The organism is Micromonospora sp. NPDC005161 (genome assembly GCF_053599855.1).
The window spans coordinates 144446-162409 of record NZ_JBSFYQ010000005.1 but is presented as its reverse complement, the minus strand read 5'-3'; the positions used below and the strand labels follow the sequence as shown (position 1 = coordinate 162409).

General features: G+C 73.7%; 15 protein-coding genes. 11 read left to right on the top strand and 4 right to left on the bottom strand.

Annotation, left to right across the window (positions count from 1 at the left end; all coding sequences use genetic code 11):
* Window positions 1-33: 33 nt before the first annotated feature.
* Genes ACWD5O_RS07390 through ACWD5O_RS07375 form a run of 4 tightly spaced genes read right to left on the bottom strand, consistent with a single transcriptional unit; the run spans window position 34 to window position 3455 of the window.
* Window positions 34-816, bottom strand: a complete 783-nt coding sequence (locus ACWD5O_RS07390; RefSeq protein ID WP_354965007.1) for a phosphotransferase — start codon at window positions 814-816, stop codon at window positions 34-36.
* Entirely contained in the window at window positions 813-1502 is a 690-nt protein-coding gene (locus ACWD5O_RS07385; protein WP_354965006.1) for a TVP38/TMEM64 family protein, read from the bottom strand. The genes ACWD5O_RS07390 and ACWD5O_RS07385 overlap by 4 nt, the downstream gene beginning before the upstream one ends.
* Window positions 1499-2218, bottom strand: a complete 720-nt coding sequence (locus ACWD5O_RS07380; protein WP_354965005.1) for a type 1 glutamine amidotransferase — start codon at window positions 2216-2218, stop codon at window positions 1499-1501. The genes ACWD5O_RS07385 and ACWD5O_RS07380 overlap by 4 nt, the downstream gene beginning before the upstream one ends.
* Complete coding sequence (locus tag ACWD5O_RS07375) at window positions 2208-3455, bottom strand: MurT ligase domain-containing protein (RefSeq protein ID WP_354965125.1); 1248 nt, start codon at window positions 3453-3455, stop codon at window positions 2208-2210. Before ACWD5O_RS07375 ends, ACWD5O_RS07380 begins: the two co-directional genes overlap by 11 nt.
* 355 nt (window positions 3456-3810) lie before the next feature.
* On the opposite strand from ACWD5O_RS07375, the gene mraZ reads away from it, so the two are divergent.
* The 11 genes from mraZ to ACWD5O_RS07320 all read left to right on the top strand — a co-directional run bounded on the left by mraZ (window position 3811) and on the right by ACWD5O_RS07320 (window position 17746).
* Window positions 3811-4242 (top strand): division/cell wall cluster transcriptional repressor MraZ, encoded by a 432-nt coding sequence (gene mraZ, locus ACWD5O_RS07370; protein ID WP_450084835.1) that lies wholly within the window; start codon window positions 3811-3813, stop codon window positions 4240-4242.
* Between the two features lie 203 nt (window positions 4243-4445).
* Window positions 4446-5558: a 16S rRNA (cytosine(1402)-N(4))-methyltransferase RsmH gene (gene rsmH, locus ACWD5O_RS07365; RefSeq protein ID WP_450084892.1), complete on the top strand. Its 1113-nt coding sequence runs from the start codon at window positions 4446-4448 to the stop codon at window positions 5556-5558.
* Window positions 5548-6156: a hypothetical protein gene (locus ACWD5O_RS07360; protein WP_354965004.1), complete on the top strand. Its 609-nt coding sequence runs from the start codon at window positions 5548-5550 to the stop codon at window positions 6154-6156. The genes rsmH and ACWD5O_RS07360 overlap by 11 nt, the downstream gene beginning before the upstream one ends.
* A 3-nt stretch (window positions 6157-6159) precedes the next feature.
* Window positions 6160-8367 (top strand): peptidoglycan D,D-transpeptidase FtsI family protein, encoded by a 2208-nt coding sequence (locus tag ACWD5O_RS07355; protein WP_354965003.1) that lies wholly within the window; start codon window positions 6160-6162, stop codon window positions 8365-8367.
* 91 nt (window positions 8368-8458) lie between these two features.
* Window positions 8459-9982, top strand: coding sequence for a UDP-N-acetylmuramoyl-L-alanyl-D-glutamate--2,6-diaminopimelate ligase (locus ACWD5O_RS07350; protein WP_450084834.1), 1524 nt, complete (start codon window positions 8459-8461; stop codon window positions 9980-9982).
* Complete coding sequence (locus ACWD5O_RS07345) at window positions 9979-11382, top strand: UDP-N-acetylmuramoyl-tripeptide--D-alanyl-D-alanine ligase (protein ID WP_354965001.1); 1404 nt, start codon at window positions 9979-9981, stop codon at window positions 11380-11382. Before ACWD5O_RS07350 ends, ACWD5O_RS07345 begins: the two co-directional genes overlap by 4 nt.
* Complete coding sequence (gene mraY / locus ACWD5O_RS07340) at window positions 11379-12503, top strand: phospho-N-acetylmuramoyl-pentapeptide-transferase (RefSeq protein WP_354965000.1); 1125 nt, start codon at window positions 11379-11381, stop codon at window positions 12501-12503. The genes ACWD5O_RS07345 and mraY overlap by 4 nt, the downstream gene beginning before the upstream one ends.
* A 320-nt stretch (window positions 12504-12823) precedes the next feature.
* Complete coding sequence (locus tag ACWD5O_RS07335; protein WP_387323993.1) at window positions 12824-14254, top strand: FtsW/RodA/SpoVE family cell cycle protein; 1431 nt, start codon at window positions 12824-12826, stop codon at window positions 14252-14254.
* Window positions 14254-15360, top strand: coding sequence for an undecaprenyldiphospho-muramoylpentapeptide beta-N-acetylglucosaminyltransferase (gene murG, locus ACWD5O_RS07330; RefSeq protein WP_354964999.1), 1107 nt, complete (start codon window positions 14254-14256; stop codon window positions 15358-15360). Before ACWD5O_RS07335 ends, murG begins: the two co-directional genes overlap by 1 nt.
* Window positions 15357-16931, top strand: a complete 1575-nt coding sequence (murC, locus tag ACWD5O_RS07325) for a UDP-N-acetylmuramate--L-alanine ligase (protein ID WP_450084833.1) — start codon at window positions 15357-15359, stop codon at window positions 16929-16931. Before murG ends, murC begins: the two co-directional genes overlap by 4 nt.
* Complete coding sequence (locus ACWD5O_RS07320; RefSeq protein WP_354964997.1) at window positions 16928-17746, top strand: cell division protein FtsQ/DivIB; 819 nt, start codon at window positions 16928-16930, stop codon at window positions 17744-17746. The genes murC and ACWD5O_RS07320 overlap by 4 nt, the downstream gene beginning before the upstream one ends.
* The last annotated feature ends 218 nt before the right edge of the window (window positions 17747-17964 follow it).

Below are 17964 nucleotides of genomic sequence, written 5' to 3'. Positions count from 1 at the left end.
CGGCAGGCCGGTTATTCGACGTGCGGCACCGCCTCAGGCGGTCAACGCCGTGACCACGGCGGGGCGGTGGGTGAGCAGCCAGTCCTGCCAGCGGCGTACCCCCTCGACCGCGCCCAGGTCGCGCAGTCGGCGCATGGCCGGCTCGTCGCGGTCGGCGCCGGCGTCGATGGTCCGCCAGGTGCTCTCGATCTGGTCGAGCATCAGGCCCACCAGCTCGTGGCGAGGCAGTGCCGGACGGACGGGCGCGCCGCACGCCGCGTCGTAGGCGTCGCAGAGCACGCGGCACCGCCGGCCCAGCTCGGTCGGATCGGCGCCCTCGCCCAACGCCGCCCAGTGCCAGCCGGCGAACGCCACGTCCTCGATCCTTCGGCCCGGCCGGGCCAGGTCCCAGTCGAGGAAGGTCACCGGCAGCGGTCCGGCCGGGGAGTCCCGGTACACCGTGTTCTTCGGGGACAGGTCGCGGTGGCACACCGTCTCGGCGTCGCCGGCCAGCGCGGTGCCCGCACACGCGTCGTGCAGCCGCCGGATCAGCTCGGCCAGCCGCACCAGCGCCGGGTCGGCGAAGAAGGTGGGATCCTCCCGGTCCCGCCACGGCACCCGACCCGCGACGTAGCTGAGGATCTGCCGGCCGTGGGCGTCGACGCCCAGGTAGTGGGGCGCGAGGTCCGCGTCCACCCCGGCCAGGTGGCGCAGCAGCGCGCCGACGAAGTCCAGGTTGGCCGGCGGCGTACGCCGTACCGTGTCACCGACCCGGACCACCTCGGCCACGAAGCCGCCCGCGAGCCGCTGCTCGCCGGGCCCGTCGGTCCGGCTCACGGTCGGCTCACCACCGGCCGGCGCCGCCGCTCGGCGCGCCACCACCGGGAGATCAGCACCACGCTGGCGATCAGGCCGAGGCTGGCCGGGGCGGCGGCGTACCAGTTGATGTGGCCGGGGGAGCTGACCGCCGCGCCGATCGCGGCGTAACCGAAGGCGGTCGGGGCGGAGGCGATCACGCTGCCGGCCAGGAACGGCAGCATCCGGGCTCCGGTGGTGCCGTAGCCGTAACTGACCAGCCCGAAGCCGGCGATCGGCAGCAGCCGGACGGTGATCACGCCGAGCACGCTCTGTCGGGCGAACCAGCCGTCGAGGCGGGCCAGCCGGCCGCGGACCCGCTCGGCGACGAACTCCCGGCCGAGCAGCCGACCGACCGTGAACCCGACCGCCGCCGCCACCAGCGCGGCGCCCAGGGCGTACGCGGCGCCCTCCAGCGGACCGAAGATGGCGCCGGCGGCGAGCGTGATGAACGTCCGGGGGACCAACGCGACCAGCAGCAGCGCGCCGCCGAGGACCGCCGCCACCGGGGCGAGGTCGCCGAGCCGGTCAGCCAGCTGCGGCAGCCGCGCCGGATCCGGCCGGGGCGCCAGGAGCAACAGCAGCGCGCAGACGCCGATCAGCAGCACGAGCAGGGCGAACCGGACGGCCGACGGCTGCCGGAGCAGCCGCCGGACGGCCCGGATCATGCCCGGGCGGCGGCCACTGCGGCGCGGCGCTCGTTCCGGAGCCGGTCCGACCAGGTGTCGTCCAGCGGCGGGAGCTGGTGCGCGCCGGTGGCCCAGCGCAGCAGCAGGTCGGCCAGGGCCGGGTTGCGGGCCAGTGCGGGCCCGTGCGAATACGTGCCGAGCAGCTTGCCGCGCCAGGCGCCCTCGGTGCTGCCGTCGTTGCCGACCCCGGCGGTCACCCGGGCCAGCGGCGCGACCTCCGGGCCGAGGTGGGTGCGGCCGCCGTGGTTCTCGAAGCCGGTCAGCGCGGGCAGGCCCAGCCGCGGATCGATCTCGCCGGCCAGCTCGCCGACGGCCCGGCTCGGGCCCCGGTCGGACTGCAGGTCGAGCAGCTCAAGGCCGCGGCACTGCACACCCTTGGCGAAGAACGACATGCCGAGCAGCTGGTAGCCGGCGCAGACGCCGAACACCACCGAGCCCTGGGCGACCGCCCGGTGCAGACCGCCGTCGGCGATCAGCCGCTGCGCGCCCAGCGCCTGCGGACCGTCCTCGCCGCCGCCGACCAGGTAGATGTCGGCGGTCGCGGGCAGCCGCTGGTCGGAGCGGACCTCCATGACCTCGACCGGCATGCCGCGCTGGCGCGCCCGTTGGGCGAGGATCAGGGCGTTGCCCCGGTCGCCGTAGGTGGAGAGCAGGTCGGGGTAGATCCAGACGATGCGCAGGCTCTCAGTTGACACGGTCCAACTCCGCTCGGATGTCCTGGAACGCGGTGTAGTTCGCGATGACCTCCAGCCGCCCGGGCGGGACCGACCGGATCGCGTCGTCGAAGGTGCGCACGTGCTGGAACGGCACGTCGTTGACGTTCAGCCGGACCGCCAGGTCGTACGCCCGGTCGCCGGTGATCAGCACCTGCCGGCCGCGCAGCGGGGCGAAGTCGACGTCGAAGAGCCAGGAGGTGTCCAGCCCGTCGGGGTCGCGCGCGTTGATGGAGAGCAGGGTGGGCGCCTCGTCGGCCATGTCGAAGGCCTCCAGCCAGCTGGCCGGGTTCTTGGCCAGCAGCAGCCGGATGTTGCGCCCGTCCTTGTCCACCTGCGCGTAGCGGCCGGCGACCGACGTGACGATGCCGAGTCGGGACACCGCGTCGACCGGGCGGACGCCGAACTCGGCGGCCACGGCCAGCGCGGTCGCCGCGTTGCCGAGGTTGACCTTGCCGGGCAGTTGGAGGGAGACCTTGTGCCAGGCGCCGGTGGGGTCGAGCACGCCCTCGTCCTCGACGACCCACTGCGGCTCCGGCCGGCGCAGTGCGCAGCCGGTGCACCACCACTGGTCGCCGGAGCGCTGGATGGTGGAGCCGCACTCGGGGCAGACCCAGGAGTCGTCGTGCCAGCGCTGGCCGGCGCTGAACCAGGTCACGTGCGGCGGGTTGATGCCGCGGGCGGGGTCGGCCGGCGGGGTGGCGGCCCAGACGACCATCGGGTCGTCGGCGTTGGCCACCACCCGCACGTCGGTGTGCCGGACCAGCGCCGCGCGCCAGAGCTGCGCCATCATGGCGACCTCCTTGGCCCGGTCGAGCTGGTCGCGGGAGAGGTTCAGCAGCGCGACCACGTGCGGCTCGGTCGCCTCCAGCACCTGGGCGAGGTAGTGCTCGTCGACCTCCAGCACCGCGTACGGGGTGCTGCCGGCCTTGGCGAGCGCCGAGGTGTGCCCGCTGGGCATGTTGGCGCCGAACGAGTTGGTGGCGACCCGGCCGAGCACGCCGACCGCGGCGGCGGCCAGCCGGGTGGTGGTGGTCTTGCCGTTGGTGCCGGAAACGAGCGCGATCGCGCGCCCGGCCGACAGGTGGGCCAGCAGGTCCGGGTCGATCTTCAGCCCGATCCACCCGCCGATCACCGAACCGTCGCCACGGCCGGCCGCCCGGGAGAGCGCCGCGGCGGTCCGTGACACGGAGCTGGCCACCTTGGCCCGTAGGGGCATTTTCGCGTCCGTCACGCGAGCGAGGTTACCGGACCACCCACCCCACCAGATCGCCGCCGACGGCGAACCGTTCGGTTGTGGTGCGGACTCGGGTGGCCGAGTCGGCTTCCACCGGACGGAGTCGATCAATGTCGGAAAGCGGACCACGCCGGGCGGCGGTCCGGGCCCTCCACTCCGCCCCACCCCCTGTGACGTGCGGTTTTGCCCACGGATAGGGCGCGCCACGCGGTCGATTCTGGTTGCAGGTGGAGGGAAGTGGAGTAGAGTGGGGCCCAATGGTGAGGCCGGGAGGGCTCACCGGCCCGGGGGGTCAGCGGCGCCGCGAACGCCGCTTAAGGGCGAGGGGGTAGGGCCGGTGTTTCTCGGCACCCACACTCCGCGCCTGGACGACAAAGGCCGGTTGATCCTTCCGGCCAAGTTCCGGGACGAGCTGGCGGGGGGTGTCGTGATCACCAAAGGGCAGGAGCGCTGCCTCTACGTCTTTCCGACGCCCGAGTTCCAGCGGATCGCGGAGCAGTTGCGCGCGCAACCGATGACGCACAAGGCGGCCCGGGCCTACAGCCGGGTCTTCTTCGCCAGCGCGCACGACGAGGTGCCGGACAAGCAGGGCCGGGTCACGATCCCAGCCCACCTGCGGTCGTACGCCGCACTCGACCGCGACCTGGTCGTGATCGGCGCGAGCACGCGGGTGGAGATCTGGGACCGGGTCGCCTGGGAGACCTACCTCGCCGAGAGTGAAGACGACTTCGCCGACATCGAGGAGGGGGTGCTGCCCGGCGGTCTGTAGGGCGGGACGGCGCCCGACGTACTGCGAGATCTCCAGCCGCTTTCGAGTTCCTGGCATCCCTTCCCCGGTGCCAGGCGCACGATCCAGTCATCGGGCCGAGCCCGGTGCCCGGCGGGAGCGGATGGGGATCTGGCGGTACGACGGCGGCGCCGTCCGACGGCAGGCGCATGAACGAACGGACGTTTCAACCAGTGGGGGTCATCATGGGGGAGCTGCGCGGCACGCACGTGCCGGTGCTGCTCGAGCGGTGTCTCGAGCTGCTGGCCCCCGCGCTGGGTCGGGGCGGCCGGACGGTGCACGTCGACGCGACGCTCGGCCTGGCCGGGCATGCGGAGGCGGTGCTGGAGGCGCACCCGGAGACGGTCCTGATCGGGCTCGACCGGGACACCGAGGCGCTCGCCCACGCACGGGTCCGGCTGGCCCGTTTCGCCGACCGGGTGCACCTGGAGCACGCCGTCTACGACGAGCTGCCCGAGGTGCTGGACCGGCTGGGCTATCCGGGCATCGACGGGATCCTGTTCGACCTGGGTGTCTCGTCGCTGCAACTGGACGCGCCCGACCGCGGGTTCGCGTACGCCCAGGACGCTCCGCTGGACATGCGGATGGACCAGACCCGGGGGGTGACCGCCGAGGAGGTGGTCAACACCTACGGCCATCCGGACCTGGCCCGGGTGCTGCGGGTCTACGGCGAGGAGAAGTTCGCCGGCCGGATCGCCTCGGCGATCATCCGGGAGCGGGAACGCGCCCGGATCACCTCGTCCGCGCGGTTGGCGGAGCTGGTCAGGGGCTCCATTCCGGCACCAGCCCGACGAACGGGCGGACACCCGGCAAAGAGAACGTTTCAGGCTTTGCGGATCGAGGTAAACAAGGAGCTGGCAGCGCTGGAGTCAGCGCTGCCGTCCGCGCTCGACGCACTGACCGTGGGCGGTCGCATGGTGGTCCTGTCCTACCACTCGCTGGAGGACCGGCTCACCAAGGTGGCGCTCGCGGACCGGGTCCGCAGTAAGGGCCCGATCGACCTCCCGGTCGAACTGCCCGGGTCCGGTCCGACGTTCCGGCTGCTCAGCCGGGGCGCCGAACTGCCCGGGGAGGCGGAGGTCGCCGCGAACCCGCGAGCCGCCTCGGTGCGGTTGCGGGCCGCGGAGCGACTCGACCCGAACGCGACACAGCAGGGGCGGACCGACCGCGAACGGTCCCGCCGACGGGTGAAGGCGATGCACCAACCGGGGACGGGGTCCGCGGGATCCGTGGGGGATCCAGGGACGCCGGGGGACGACAGAGGGACGGATGTAGAGGGGGAGGGACATGAACATTGACAAGCGCGAGCGTCGGGACGTCACCGGCGCCGGGCAGCGCACACCGCGGTCGGGGGGCCGGACCGCGGCGGAGCGGGCGCCGCGCGGGGGCAACGGTACGCCACGCATCGATCGAGTGAACCGGCAGGGGGAGGCTCGCGCCCGGGGGGCGCGCGAGTTCCCGACCCAGGGCACCGCCGCGCTGCGCCCGGCCGCGAAGGCCGGCGTAGCCGCCACCGCCCGCCCGCCCCGGCTGCGGGTGGCGCCACCGCCTCCGGTGTCGGTGCCGCGCGCGCCGTTCGCGGCGCTGATCGTGGTCCTGGTGGTCGGCGGGGTGCTGGGCATCCTGGCGGTCAACACCAAGATCAACGAGAATGCGTTCCGGCTGGAGAAGCTGCAGGAGCAGCAGGCCCGGCTGGACCTGGAGAAGCAGCAGCTGGACAAGCAGATCGCCGAGGCCAAGGCGCCGGGCAACCTGACTGCCCAGGCGCGACGGCTGGGCCTGGTGGACGCCGGCGAGCCGGCGTACATCCGGCTGCCGGACGGCCGGACCATCGGCGTACCGAAGCCGGCGACCGGCGAGCCGTCGGTGACCAGCCAGCAGGGCTCTGGAGGCTGACCCGTGCCACCGAGGTCGGACGAGCCGCGCCGGGATCCCAAGGGGTCCCGGCGCGGCTCTTCACCTGACGCCGGCCCCAGGGACGGGGAGCCGCGCGCCAGCGAGCCGGGCATGGGGGGCATCTCCGGCGCCCGGGCGTACACCCCGAGGGGTCGGACCATCCGCGAGGAGCGCGGCACGCCGCCGCGCAGCGGGGGCGCCGAGCAGCGGCGTACGCCGCGCAGCACCCGGTCCGGCGACCCGTTCCGGCCGGCGTTGCAGGTGCTCGACGGAGGCCGGGCCGCCGCCCGATCCGGCCGGCGGGACGCCCCGGCAGCGGGACGCGGCGGGGTCGTGCGCACCGTCGCGCCCCGTACCCCCCGTGGCCCGGCCGGCGACGAGCCGCCGCCGCGCCGACGGACCACGCCGCGCGCGCCGCGCCGCGCCGACCGCCCGGCGGCCCGGCGGCCGTCCCGCAAGCCGCCGCGACCGCCGAAGCTGGCCGACCCGCGGCTGCGGCTGCGACTCGGCACCGCCCTGACCCTGGCGCTGTTCGCCGCCATCGGGATCCGGCTGATCTTCCTTCAGGCGGTGGACACCCCGGCGTACGCCGGCGGCGGCGTCGCCGACCGGACCCGCACGGTCGAGCTGCCCGCGCCGCGCGGCGCGATCTACGACCGCACCGGCGAGCCACTGGCGCACAGCGTCGAGGCGCGGTACGTGTTCGCCGACCCGACCGAGATCGAGGACTCCGCCGCCACCGCGAAGGCGCTCTCCCCGCTGCTCGGCATCCCGGCGTCGAGGCTCACCGAGCTGATGAAGCCCCGCAAGCTGGAGAACGGCAACCCGTCCCGGTTCGAGTACCTGGCCCGGGGGGTGGAGATCCCGAACGCCAAGCAGGTGCTGGCGCTCGAGCTGCCCGGCATCGGGGTGCACCGCGACGAGCGCCGCGAGGTGCCCGGCGATGACCTGGCGGCCAACCTGATCGGCTTCACCAGCCAGGACATGGTCGGGCTGGAGGGGCTGGAGGCCCGCTACGACGAGCTGCTCGCCGGGCAGGACGGCAAGCGGGTGTACGAGGCCGGCCTCGGTGACCTCGCCGCGCCGATCCCGGGCGGCTACAGCCGGACCACGCCGGCCAAGCCGGGCAGCTCGATAGCCCTCACCACCGACCGTGACCTGCAGTTCCGCACGCAGCAGATCCTCAGTGCGGGGATGGGGCAGCAGCGCGGCGCCACGGCCGCGGCGGTGATCATCGACGTGCCCACCGGCGAGGTGCTGGCCCAGGCCAGCCACCCCACCTACAACGCGGCGAAGCCGATCCCGAGCGATCCGGTCGCCCGGGAGGACGCGGCGACCAGCTTCGTGGTCGACCCCGGCTCGGTGCACAAGGCGATCACGTTCGGCGCGGCGTTGCAGGAGGGGGTGATCACCCCGGACACCACGCTGCCGATCGCGAACAGCATCAAGAAGGGCGACACCTGGTTCTCCGACACGCACTTCGCCAACGGCCGGCGGATGAGCGTGCCCGGGATGCTCGCCTACTCGTCGAACGTCGGCACCATCACCATCGCCGACAAGCTCGGCCGGGACCGGTTGATCGACTACCAGAAGCGGTTCGGGCTTGGCCAGCCCACCGGTGAGGGGGTGCCCGGCGAGGCCAGCGGCCGGCTGCTGCCGGCCGACGAGTGGAGCGGGTCGTCGGCCGGGTCGGTGCCGATCGGGCACAGCGTCGACGCCACGCCGCTGCAGATGGCCGCCGCGTACGCCGCCATCGCCAACGACGGCACGTACGTCCAGCCGCACCTGGTCAAGGAGACGATCGGCCCGGACGGCAAGCGCACTCCCGCGCCGGCCCCGGTGACCCGGTCGGTGCTCAGCCCGCAGAACGCGGCGGCGCTGCGCACCATGCTGGAGGCGGTCACGACGGTCGACGGCGCCACCGGCGTGGGCGCGGCGGTCCCCGGCTATCGGATCGCCGGCAAGACCGGCACCGGTTGGCGGCTGGTGGACGGCAAGAAGCAGCCCGGCGAGGTGTCCTCGTTCATCGGCATGGCTCCCGCGGAGAAGCCCCGGTACGTGATCGCGGTCTTCGTGTACGCGCCCGCCGGTGGGGGTGCCGCCATCGCCGTGCCGGCGTTCCGCGACATGATGCAGTTCACGCTGCGTCACTACCGCGTACCGCCGTCCACCGGCGGCTCGGCGCCCAAGTTCGTGGTCTATCCGCGCTGAGCAGCGACGGCGAGACATCATCGGTGAGTGCCGAAGAACCACCGGGGCGGCTGTGTGGCCGGGACCGTGCGACCGGGTAGGGTCTGACGCCGTGCCCGGCAATCCACGTCCACGTACCGTGACCGGAGTCCGGCTCGGTGATCTCGCCGTCCGGCTCGCCGTCGACCTGCCGGCGGACGCCGCCGGGGTGGTCGTCACCGGGGCGACCCACGCCAGCCAGGAGGTCCGCCCCGGCGACCTGTACGCGGCGCTGCCCGGCGCCCGCCGGCACGGCGCGGAGTTCGCCGCCGGCGCCGCCGCGGCGGGGGCGGTGGCTCTGCTGACCGACCCGGCCGGCGCCGAGCTGGCGGCGGAGACCGGCCTGCCCGCTCTCGTGGTGCCCGACCCCCGCGCGGTGCTCGGCGAGCTGGCCTCGGCCGTCTACGGCGACCCGACCGCGGAGCTGACCGTGATCGGCGTGACCGGCACCGCCGGAAAGACGTCCACGGCGTACCTGATCGAGTCGGGGCTGCGCGCCGCCGGGCACACCACCGGGTTGATCGGCACCGTCGAGACCCGGCTCGGTGACCTGGTGATCGACAGCGTTCGTACCACCCCCGAGGCGACCGACCTGCACGCCATGCTGGCCACCGCCCGCGAGCGGGGGGTCACCGCGGTGGTCATGGAGGTCTCCAGCCACGCGCTGGCCATGGGCCGGGTGGGCGGTGTCCGGTTCGCCGTCGGCGGTTACACCAACTTCGGCTCCGACCACCTGGACTTCCACGCCGACAGCGCCGACTACTTCGCCGCCAAGGCGCAGCTCTTCGACGGCCGGTGCGCGGTCGAGGTGCTCAACCACGACGACCCGGCGCTGAAGCCGCTGTACCGGCCGGCCACGATCAGCTACTCGGCCGCCGGCGACCCGGCGGCGACCTGGTGGGCCGACGGCGTGGATGGCGAGGGGTACGCCCAGCGGTTCACCGCGCACGGCCCGGACGGTGTGGTCCTGCCCGCCGGGGTGGCGCTGCCCGGGCGGCACAACGTCGCCAACGCGCTGCTGGCCATCGCCGCGCTGGTCGGCGCCGGGGTCGACCCGGCGATCGCGGCCGCCGGCGTGGCCGCCTGCGGCGGTGTGCCCGGCCGGCTGGAGCTCGTCGACGTCGCCGGGCCGGTGCGCGGGGTCGTCGACTACGCGCACAAGTCGGACGCGATCGTGGCCGCGCTGGCCGCGCTGCGTGAGTTGAGCGCCGGCCGGCTGATCTGCGTGATCGGTGCCGGCGGAGACCGGGACCGGGGCAAGCGGCCGGTGATGGGGGCCGCCGCCGCGGAGGGGGCCGACGTGGTGCTGGTGACCGACGACAACCCGCGCACCGAGGATCCGGCGGAGATCCGCGCCGAGGTGCTCGCCGGGGCGTACCGGGCCGGCACGGCCGCCCGGATCATCGAGGTGGCCGGTCGCCGGGCCGCGATCGACGAGGCCGTCCGGCTGGCCGCGCCGGGCGACGTGATCGCGCTGCTCGGCAAGGGTCACGAGCGAGGCCAGGAGGTGGCGGGCGAGGTGCTCCCGTTCGACGACAGCATCGAGTTGGCCGACGCGCTGCGGGCCCGCTTCGGGGACCTGGCGGGTCAGCGGTGATCGCACTGAGCCTGGCCGAGGTGGCCGCGGCGGTCGAGGGGCGGCTGGTCGCCGCCGACCCGGCCGCCACCGTCACCGGGCCGGTCGAGTTCGACTCGCGCAAGGTGGGGCCCGGGGCGCTCTTCGTGGCCTTCCCGGGTGAGAAGGTCGACGGGCACGACTACGCGGCCGGGGCGATCTCGGCCGGCGCGGTGGCCGTGCTCGGCACCCGCGAGGTGCCCGGTGTGCCGATGGTGCTGGTCGCCGACGCGTTGACCGCGATGGGCCGGCTGGCCCGCGCGGTGGTGGACCGGCTGCCCGGGCTGACCGTGATCGGCCTGACCGGCTCCTCCGGCAAGACCACCACCAAGGACCTGATCGGCCAGCTCACCGCCCGGCTCGGGGCCACGGTGGCGCCGCCCGGCTCGTTCAACAACGAGCTGGGGCACCCGCACACCGCGTTGCGCGCCGGGCCGGACACCCGCTACCTGGTGCTGGAGAAGGGCTCGCGCGGGGTGGGGCACGTGCGCTACCTGTGCGAGATCGTCCCGCCGCGGATCTCCGTGGTGCTCAACGTCGGGACGTCGCACATCGGTGAGTTCGGCTCGCAGGAGACCATCGCCGTGGCCAAGGGGGAGCTGGTCGAGGCGCTGCCGCCGGAAGGGCTGGCGGTGCTCAACGCCGACGACCCGCGGGTGGACGCGATGGCCAGCCGCACCCGGGCCCGGGTGGTCCGCTACGGGGAGGCCCCGGACGCCGACGTGCGGGCCGAGGACGTCACGCTGGACGACCGGGGGCGCGCGTCGTACACCCTGGTCGTCCCGGAGGGGAGCGCGCCGGTGCGCCTCGGGCTGACCGGCCGCCACCAGGTCTCCAACACCCTCGCCGCCGCGGCGGTCGCCCGGGAGCTGGGCATGCCGCTGGCCGAGCTGGCCACGGCGCTCGGCGAGTTGGGGTTGGTCTCCACCCGGCGGATGGACGTCTTCGACCGCCCCGACGGGGTGACCGTGATCGACGACTCGTACAACGCCAACCCGGCCTCGATGTCGGCGGCGCTGAAGGCGCTCGCCACGCTCGGCCGGGATCGGCGTACGGTCGCGGTGCTCGGCTACATGGCCGAGCTGGGGCCGTTCGAGCGGGACGGCCACGCCGAGCTCGGCCAACTCGCGGCCGAGCTGGGTGTCGACCGGCTGCTCGTGGTGGGCGAGCCGGCTGCGCCGATCCATGAGGGCGCGACAGCGGTAGGGAACTGGGGAGGAGAGTCGGTGCTGCTCACCGATCAGGCGGCGGCCGTCGAGGTGCTGCGGGGCGAGCTACGGCCGGGCGATGTCGTCCTGGTCAAGGGCTCCCGGTACCGGACGTGGGAGGTGGCCGACGCACTGCGCGCCGACGGCACCCCCGGAAACGGAGCTACCGCGTGAGGGCGGTCATCGTCGCCGTCGGGGTGGCCTTCATCGTCTCGCTCTTCTGCACCCCGATCGCGATCAAGGTGTTCGCCCGGCTCAAGGCCGGCCAGCCGATCCGGGCCGAGGGCCCGGCCATGCACCAGACCAAGAAGGGCACGCCGACGATGGGCGGCGTGGTCTTCATCCTGGCCACGGTGATCGCGTACGTGGCCGGGCACCTGGCCCTGACCACCCTGCCGGACGCGCAGATCGCCCAGGTCGAGCCGACCATCACCGCGCTGGTGCTGCTGGGACTGATGGTGTTCTCCGGCGCGGTGGGCTTCCTCGACGACTTCCTCAAGGTGCGCAAGCGCAACAGCGCCGGGCTGAACAAGCGTGGCAAGCTGCTCGGCCAGATCCTGGTCGGCGCGGTCTTCGGCGTGGTGGCGCTGTACTTCCCGAGCACGATGACCGACGCGTCGGGCGCGGTGACGAACACCGAGACGGTGGGCAGCACCACGCTGAGCTTCATCCGGGACATCGACGCCCTGGAGGTCAGCAAGATCGGCGCGGTGATCATTTTCATCTTCGTGGTGATGGGCGCGACGAACGGGGTGAACCTCACCGACGGCCTGGACGGTCTGGCCACCGGCGCCTCGGTGATGGTGCTCGCCGCGTACGCGTTGATCGCGTTCTGGCAGTACCGGCACTGGTGCGCCGACCCGAGCTACACCCAGTCGTACTGCTACGCGGTCCGCGACCCGTTGGAGATCGCGCTGATAGCCGGCGCCGCCGCGGGGGCCTGTGTCGGCTTCCTCTGGTGGAACACGTCCCCGGCGCGGATCTTCATGGGTGACACCGGTGCGCTGGGGCTGGGCGGCCTGATCGCCGGCATGGCGATGTCCACCCGGACCATCCTGCTGCTGCCGATCATCGGTGGGCTCTTCGTGATCATCACGATGTCCTTGGTGATCCAGATCATCTCCTTCCGGACCACCGGTAAGCGCGTCTTCCGGATGTCGCCGTTGCACCACCACTTCGAGCTGGCCGGCTGGAGCGAGGTCAACATCGTGGTCCGGTTCTGGATCATCGCCGGCATCGGGGTGGCCATCGCGCTGGGCCTGTTCTACAGCGAGTTCCTCGCCAACATGACCTGACCGGCGCGCGCCGGCCACCCCACCTCGGCCCCCGGTTACGCCCACGGCGGACCGCCGGGGGCCGAGGCGTGTCCGCCCGACACGCCGGGGGCGCCGGTGTGGGCGTGCCCGGCGCACGAAGCGGTGATGATGTCCCGGTGGGGGAGGAACCAGGCACCGAGGACAGGACAGCCGGCCGGCCGCGGCGGTCACCGGGTGCGTCGCGTACCGCGGCGCTACGCGGCCCGGACGACAAGCGCGGCCCGGACGACAAGCGCGGCGCCGAGCCGGGCGGGCCGCCGCGCGCGCCGGACCCGGTCGCTGCCGCGCCGCTGCGCGGGCTGGACGCGGCCGATGGGCTCGCGGCGCTGCGCGGCCTGCTGGACCGGCCGCTGGCCTCCTACTACCTGCTGCTGTCCAGCGCCGGCCTGCTGCTGCTGATCGGGCTGACCATGGTCTTCTCGGCGACCAGCGTGAAGGACTACGCCGAGGACGGCAACGCCTCGGCCTCGGTGACCAAGCAGGCCATCTTCGCGGTGATCGGCATCGGGGTGTTTTGGGCCTGCCAACGGTTGCCCGCCAGCACCTACCGATCCCTGGGTCGGCCATTGCTGATCACCTCGGTCGCACTGCTGCTGGTGCTGAACCTGCTGGTCGCCTACGCCCGGCTCACCGGTCAGCGGTCGGCCGGGTTCGGTCCGGTCGAGGCGCGACTGAACTGGCTGTTCGTCGGCGGGATCCAGCTCCAGCCGTCCGAGCTGGCCAAGTTCGCGATGGTGCTCTGGGGTGCGTACCTGGTCGCCCGCAAGGGTGCCGCGCTGGGTTGGTGGCGCGAGCTGGCCACCCCGCTCTTCCCGGTGGTCGGCCTGCTCTTCGTCCTGGTCGGTTACAACGACACGGGCACCATGCTCTGTCTGCTGGCCCTGGTGGTGGGTCTGCTCTGGGCCGCCGGCGTCCGGATGCGGGTCTTCGGCGTGCTGACGGTGGTCGGTCTGCTCGGCGTCGGCCTGCTCATCGCGGTGGCATCGCTGGGCGCCGGCTCCGGCGAGCAGGGCGAGGAGAACTACCGCTTCGCCCGGCTGGCCATGTTCTTCAACCCGCCGGACCCGGAGAAGTGCAAGCTCGACGGCTGCCTCCAGTTCTACCAGGGTCGACTGGCCATCGAGCACGGCGGCTGGTTCGGCGTCGGGCTGGGCAAGAGCAGCCTCAAGTGGGACTGGCTGCCCGAGGCGCACAACGACTTCATCTTCGCGATCATCGCCGAGGAGTTGGGCGTGATCGGCTGCGTGGTGGTGCTCAGCCTGTTCGCGGTGCTCGCGTACACCGGGCTGCGGATCGCCCGGCGGGTCGACGACCCGTTCCGCCGGCTCGCCGCCGCCGCGGTGACCACCTGGCTGGTGAGCCAGGCCGTGATCAATATCGGTGGGGTGGTCGGGCTGCTGCCGATCACCGGCCTGCCGCTGCCGTTCATCTCCGACGGCGGAAGTGCCCTGGTCGTGACGTTGGCGGCGATCGGCATGCTGGCGTCCTTCGCGCGCGCCGAACCCGATGCGGCCAGAGCACTGCATGCCCGTCCGCCGGCCCGGTGGGTCCGACTACTCTGGGCCCCGTTGCCGCCGCTTCCCGGCCGGCGTCGCCGGCCGGCGACGCCGTCGGCTGGCCGAGGGTCCGTGCCCCGGTCCCGCGAACGGCGACAGGACGACCAGGCCGCACCGCGCGGGGTCCGGCAGGACCGGCGCCGCGGGGGTACGGCGAGCGAGAGGAGACGCTGATGGGTCCGCTGCGTTCGGTGGTGCTCGCGGGAGGTGGCACCGGGGGGCACGTCTACCCGCTGCTCGCCTTCGCCGACTGCCTGCGCCGACACGACCCGGGCGTCCGGATCACCTGCCTCGGCACACCACGCGGCATGGAGAACGAGCTGATCCCGCCGCACGGCTACGACCTGCGGCAGATCCCGGCGTACCAGCTGCCCCGGTCGGTCAACATGAACCTGGTCCGCACCCCGGGCCGGATGTGGACCGCGGCGCGCGCCGCGGGCAAGGTGATCGACGAGGTGCGCGCCGACGTGGTGGTCGGCTTCGGCGGGTACGTCTCGGTGCCGGCCTACCTCGCCGCCTGGCGCCGGGAGCTGCCCATGGTGATCCACGAGGTGAACGTGCCGGCGGGTGTGGCCAACCGGCTGGGCATGAAGTTCACCAAGAACGTCGCGGTCGGGTTCCCGCACCAACCGGTCCAGGCCGAGGCGCTGCGCGACGCCACCGTGGTCGGCGTGCCACTGCGCCGCAACATCGCCACACTGGACCGGTACGCGCTGCGCAACGCCGCCCGCGCGCACTTCGGGCTCCGCCCCGACCTGCCGGTGCTCTTCGTCGCCGGCGGTTCGTCGGGCGCCCGCTCGATCAACCTGGCGGTCTCCGGGGCGGCCAAGGAACTGGCCCGCAACGGCGTGCAGGTGCTGCACGTGATGGGCGCCCGCAACGAGCCGGTGCCGATCCCCACCGACCTGCCGGTGCCGTACGTGACGCTGCCGTACCTGTCGGAGATGGAGCTGGGCTACGCCGCCGCCGACCTGATGCTGGGCCGGGGCGGGGCGATGACCTGCGCCGAGGTGGCCGCGATCGGGTTGCCCACGATCTACGTGCCGTACCCGCACAGCAACCAGGAGCAGAAGCGCAACGCGCTGCCCGTGGTGGAGGCCGGCGGTGGGCTGCTGGTCGACGACACGGAGCTGACCCCGGCCTGGCTGGAGCGCACCGTCATCCCGCTGATCCGTGACCCGCAGCGGCTGTACGCGATGGGCGCCGCGGCGGCCGCCTACGGGCGGCGCGACGGTGACGAGGCGCTGCGTTCGTTCGTCATCCAGGCGGTGGCCCGATGACCGCGCAGTTCACCCCGGCCGGCACGCTGACCGCCGAGGACCTGGGCGCGGTTCACCTGATCGGAGTGGGTGGGGTGGGCATGCTCGGCGTGGCCCGGCTGCTGCTCACCCGGGGCATCCGGGTGTCCGGCAGCGACCTGCGTGAGTGGCCCTCGCTGGCGGGGCTGCGGGCGCTCGGCGGCACCATCTACCTCAGCCACGAGGCGACCAACCTCGATGGCGTGGACACCGTCGTCTACTCCTCGGCCATCTCGCAGGACCACCTGGAGCTGGTCGAGGCCCGCCGTCGCGGTCTGCGGGTGCTGCACCGCTCGGAGGCCCTCGCGGCGGCCATGACGGGCCGCCGCGCGATCGCGGTGGCCGGCACCCACGGCAAGACCACCACCACCTCGATGGTGACCATGGTGCTCCAGCAGGCCGGGGTGGACCCGTCGTTCGTGATCGGCGGGGAGATCTCCGAGGTCGGCTCGGGCGCCCACCACGGCACCGGTGAGCACTTCGTGGTCGAGGCCGACGAGAGCGACCGCTCGTTCCTCATCTACCGCCCGTACGTCTCGATCATCACCAACGTCGAGGCGGACCACCTGAACACCTACGGCGACTACGCGACGCTGGAGGCGGCGTTCGTCGAGTTCGCCCGGCTCACCGACCCGGACGGGTTCATCATCACCTGCGCCGACGACCCGGGCGGGCGGCGGCTGGCGGAGACCCTGCGCGCCGAGGGGCGGCGGGTGCACACGTACGGCGAGGCGGCCGACGCCGACCTGCGACTGACCGAGATCGTCTCGTCCGCGCGCGGGGTGCGCTACCTGGCCGCGATCGACGGCCGGTCGCTGGGCGAGTTCCGGTTGCCGGTGCCGGGGCGGCACATGGGGCTGAACAGCGCCTCCGCGGTGCTGGCCGCGTACCTGCTGGATCTGCCGCTGCCGGCGGCGGAGGCGGCGCTGGCGGTCTTCCCCGGCGTGCGGCGGCGCTTCGAGCGCAAGGGTGTCGCGGACGGCGTGCTGGTCTACGACGAGTACGCCTACCACCCGACCTCGATGACGCTGGCGTTGCAGACGCTGCGTGAGGTGGCCGGGGAGGGGCGGCTGATCGTGGTCTTCCAGCCGTACCGGCTGTACCGCACCCGCGACTCCCAGGCGGAGATCGCCGAGGCGCTGGCCATCGCCGACGAGGTGGTGCTGCTGGAGGTCTTCGGGCCGGGCGAGCTGCGCCAGCCCGGTGAGGGCTCGGCGGCGCTGATCGAGGCGGTGGCGCTGCCCGCCGACCGGAAGGTCTTCGTCGACTCCTGGGAGGAGGCGCCGGTCGAGGTGATCCGCCGGGCCCGCGAGGGCGACGTGGTGGTGACCATGGGCGCCCCGCCGATTTCGCTGATGGGTGACGAGCTGCTGGCCGGCCTGCTCGCGCGCGCCGGCTCCGCGCCGACCGCGACCGTCGACCCGGTGGCCCCCGCCCCCGCCCCCGCCCCCGCGGTCGGTGGTCCGGTGCCCGGCGGGGCGACCGCCGGTGGCGACGGAGCGGCCCTCGGTGGCACCGCCGCACCGGACGGCGCGGCGCCCACGGCCGGATGAGCCCCGGCCCGGCCCGAGGGCGGACAAGCGCCGCCGACGGCGGCGCTGCGCGACGCGGTCCGGTCCGGCGCTGGCAGCTGGTCCGGGCCGGCCGTGACGCGGTCCCACCGTCGACCCGCCGGTTCATGGCCCGGGCCCGCCAGCGCCGGATGCGCGCGGCGCTGCCGTGGGCGGTGGCCGCCGGGGTGCTCGCGCTGGCCGGGCTGGTCGCCTGGACGGTGCTCGGCACCGGGCTGTTCGGGGTCCGCGAGGTGAAGGTGGAGGGTGCCGGCCTGGTCACCCCGGTGCAGGTGCGCGATGCGGTCGGGGTGCCGGACGGGGTGCCGCTGGCCCGGGTGGACCTGGCCGCCGCCGCCCGGCGGGTCGGTGCGTTGGCGCCGGTGGAGCGGGCCACGGTGTCGCGGGACTGGCCGGGCGCGCTGGTGGTCCGGGTGACCGAGCGGACTCCGGTGGCGGCGGTGCCGCAGGGGGAGGCGTTCGCCCTGGTCGACGGGGCCGGGGTGGCGTTCCGGACGGTCGCCCGACGCCCCGCCGAGCTGCCGTTGGTGAAGGTGGCTCGACCGGCCGCCGACGATCCGGGCACCCGGGCCGCGCTCGAGGTGCTCGTCGCGCTGACCCCGCAGCTGCGTGGCGAGCTGGTGGACGTGACCGTGGAGGGGTTGGCTCGAATCAGTCTGCGGTTGCGCGGTGACCGGACGGTGGTGTGGGGCGACGCGACCCGGAGCACGGACAAGGCCCGGGTGGCCACCGCGCTGCTCGGCGAGGACACCGACCGGATCGACGTGAGCGCACCGGATGTGGTGACCTTCCGCTGACCGAGGGGCTTGCCGCGAGGTGCGGAAAGGTGACTCGTTGCGCTCCGGGCGGCGACACGCCGGTCGGGTCCTTGGCTCATCGCGCGGCGGCGCTTACGTTGCCCCGAAGAGGATCAGTGGTTGACATAACTGTAAGCCTCTAGTAGAGGGTGATGGTTCAGCTCTGATCCTCGCTGGTGACAGCTGTCGTCGGCCGCTGGTCTGGCCACGCCGTACCC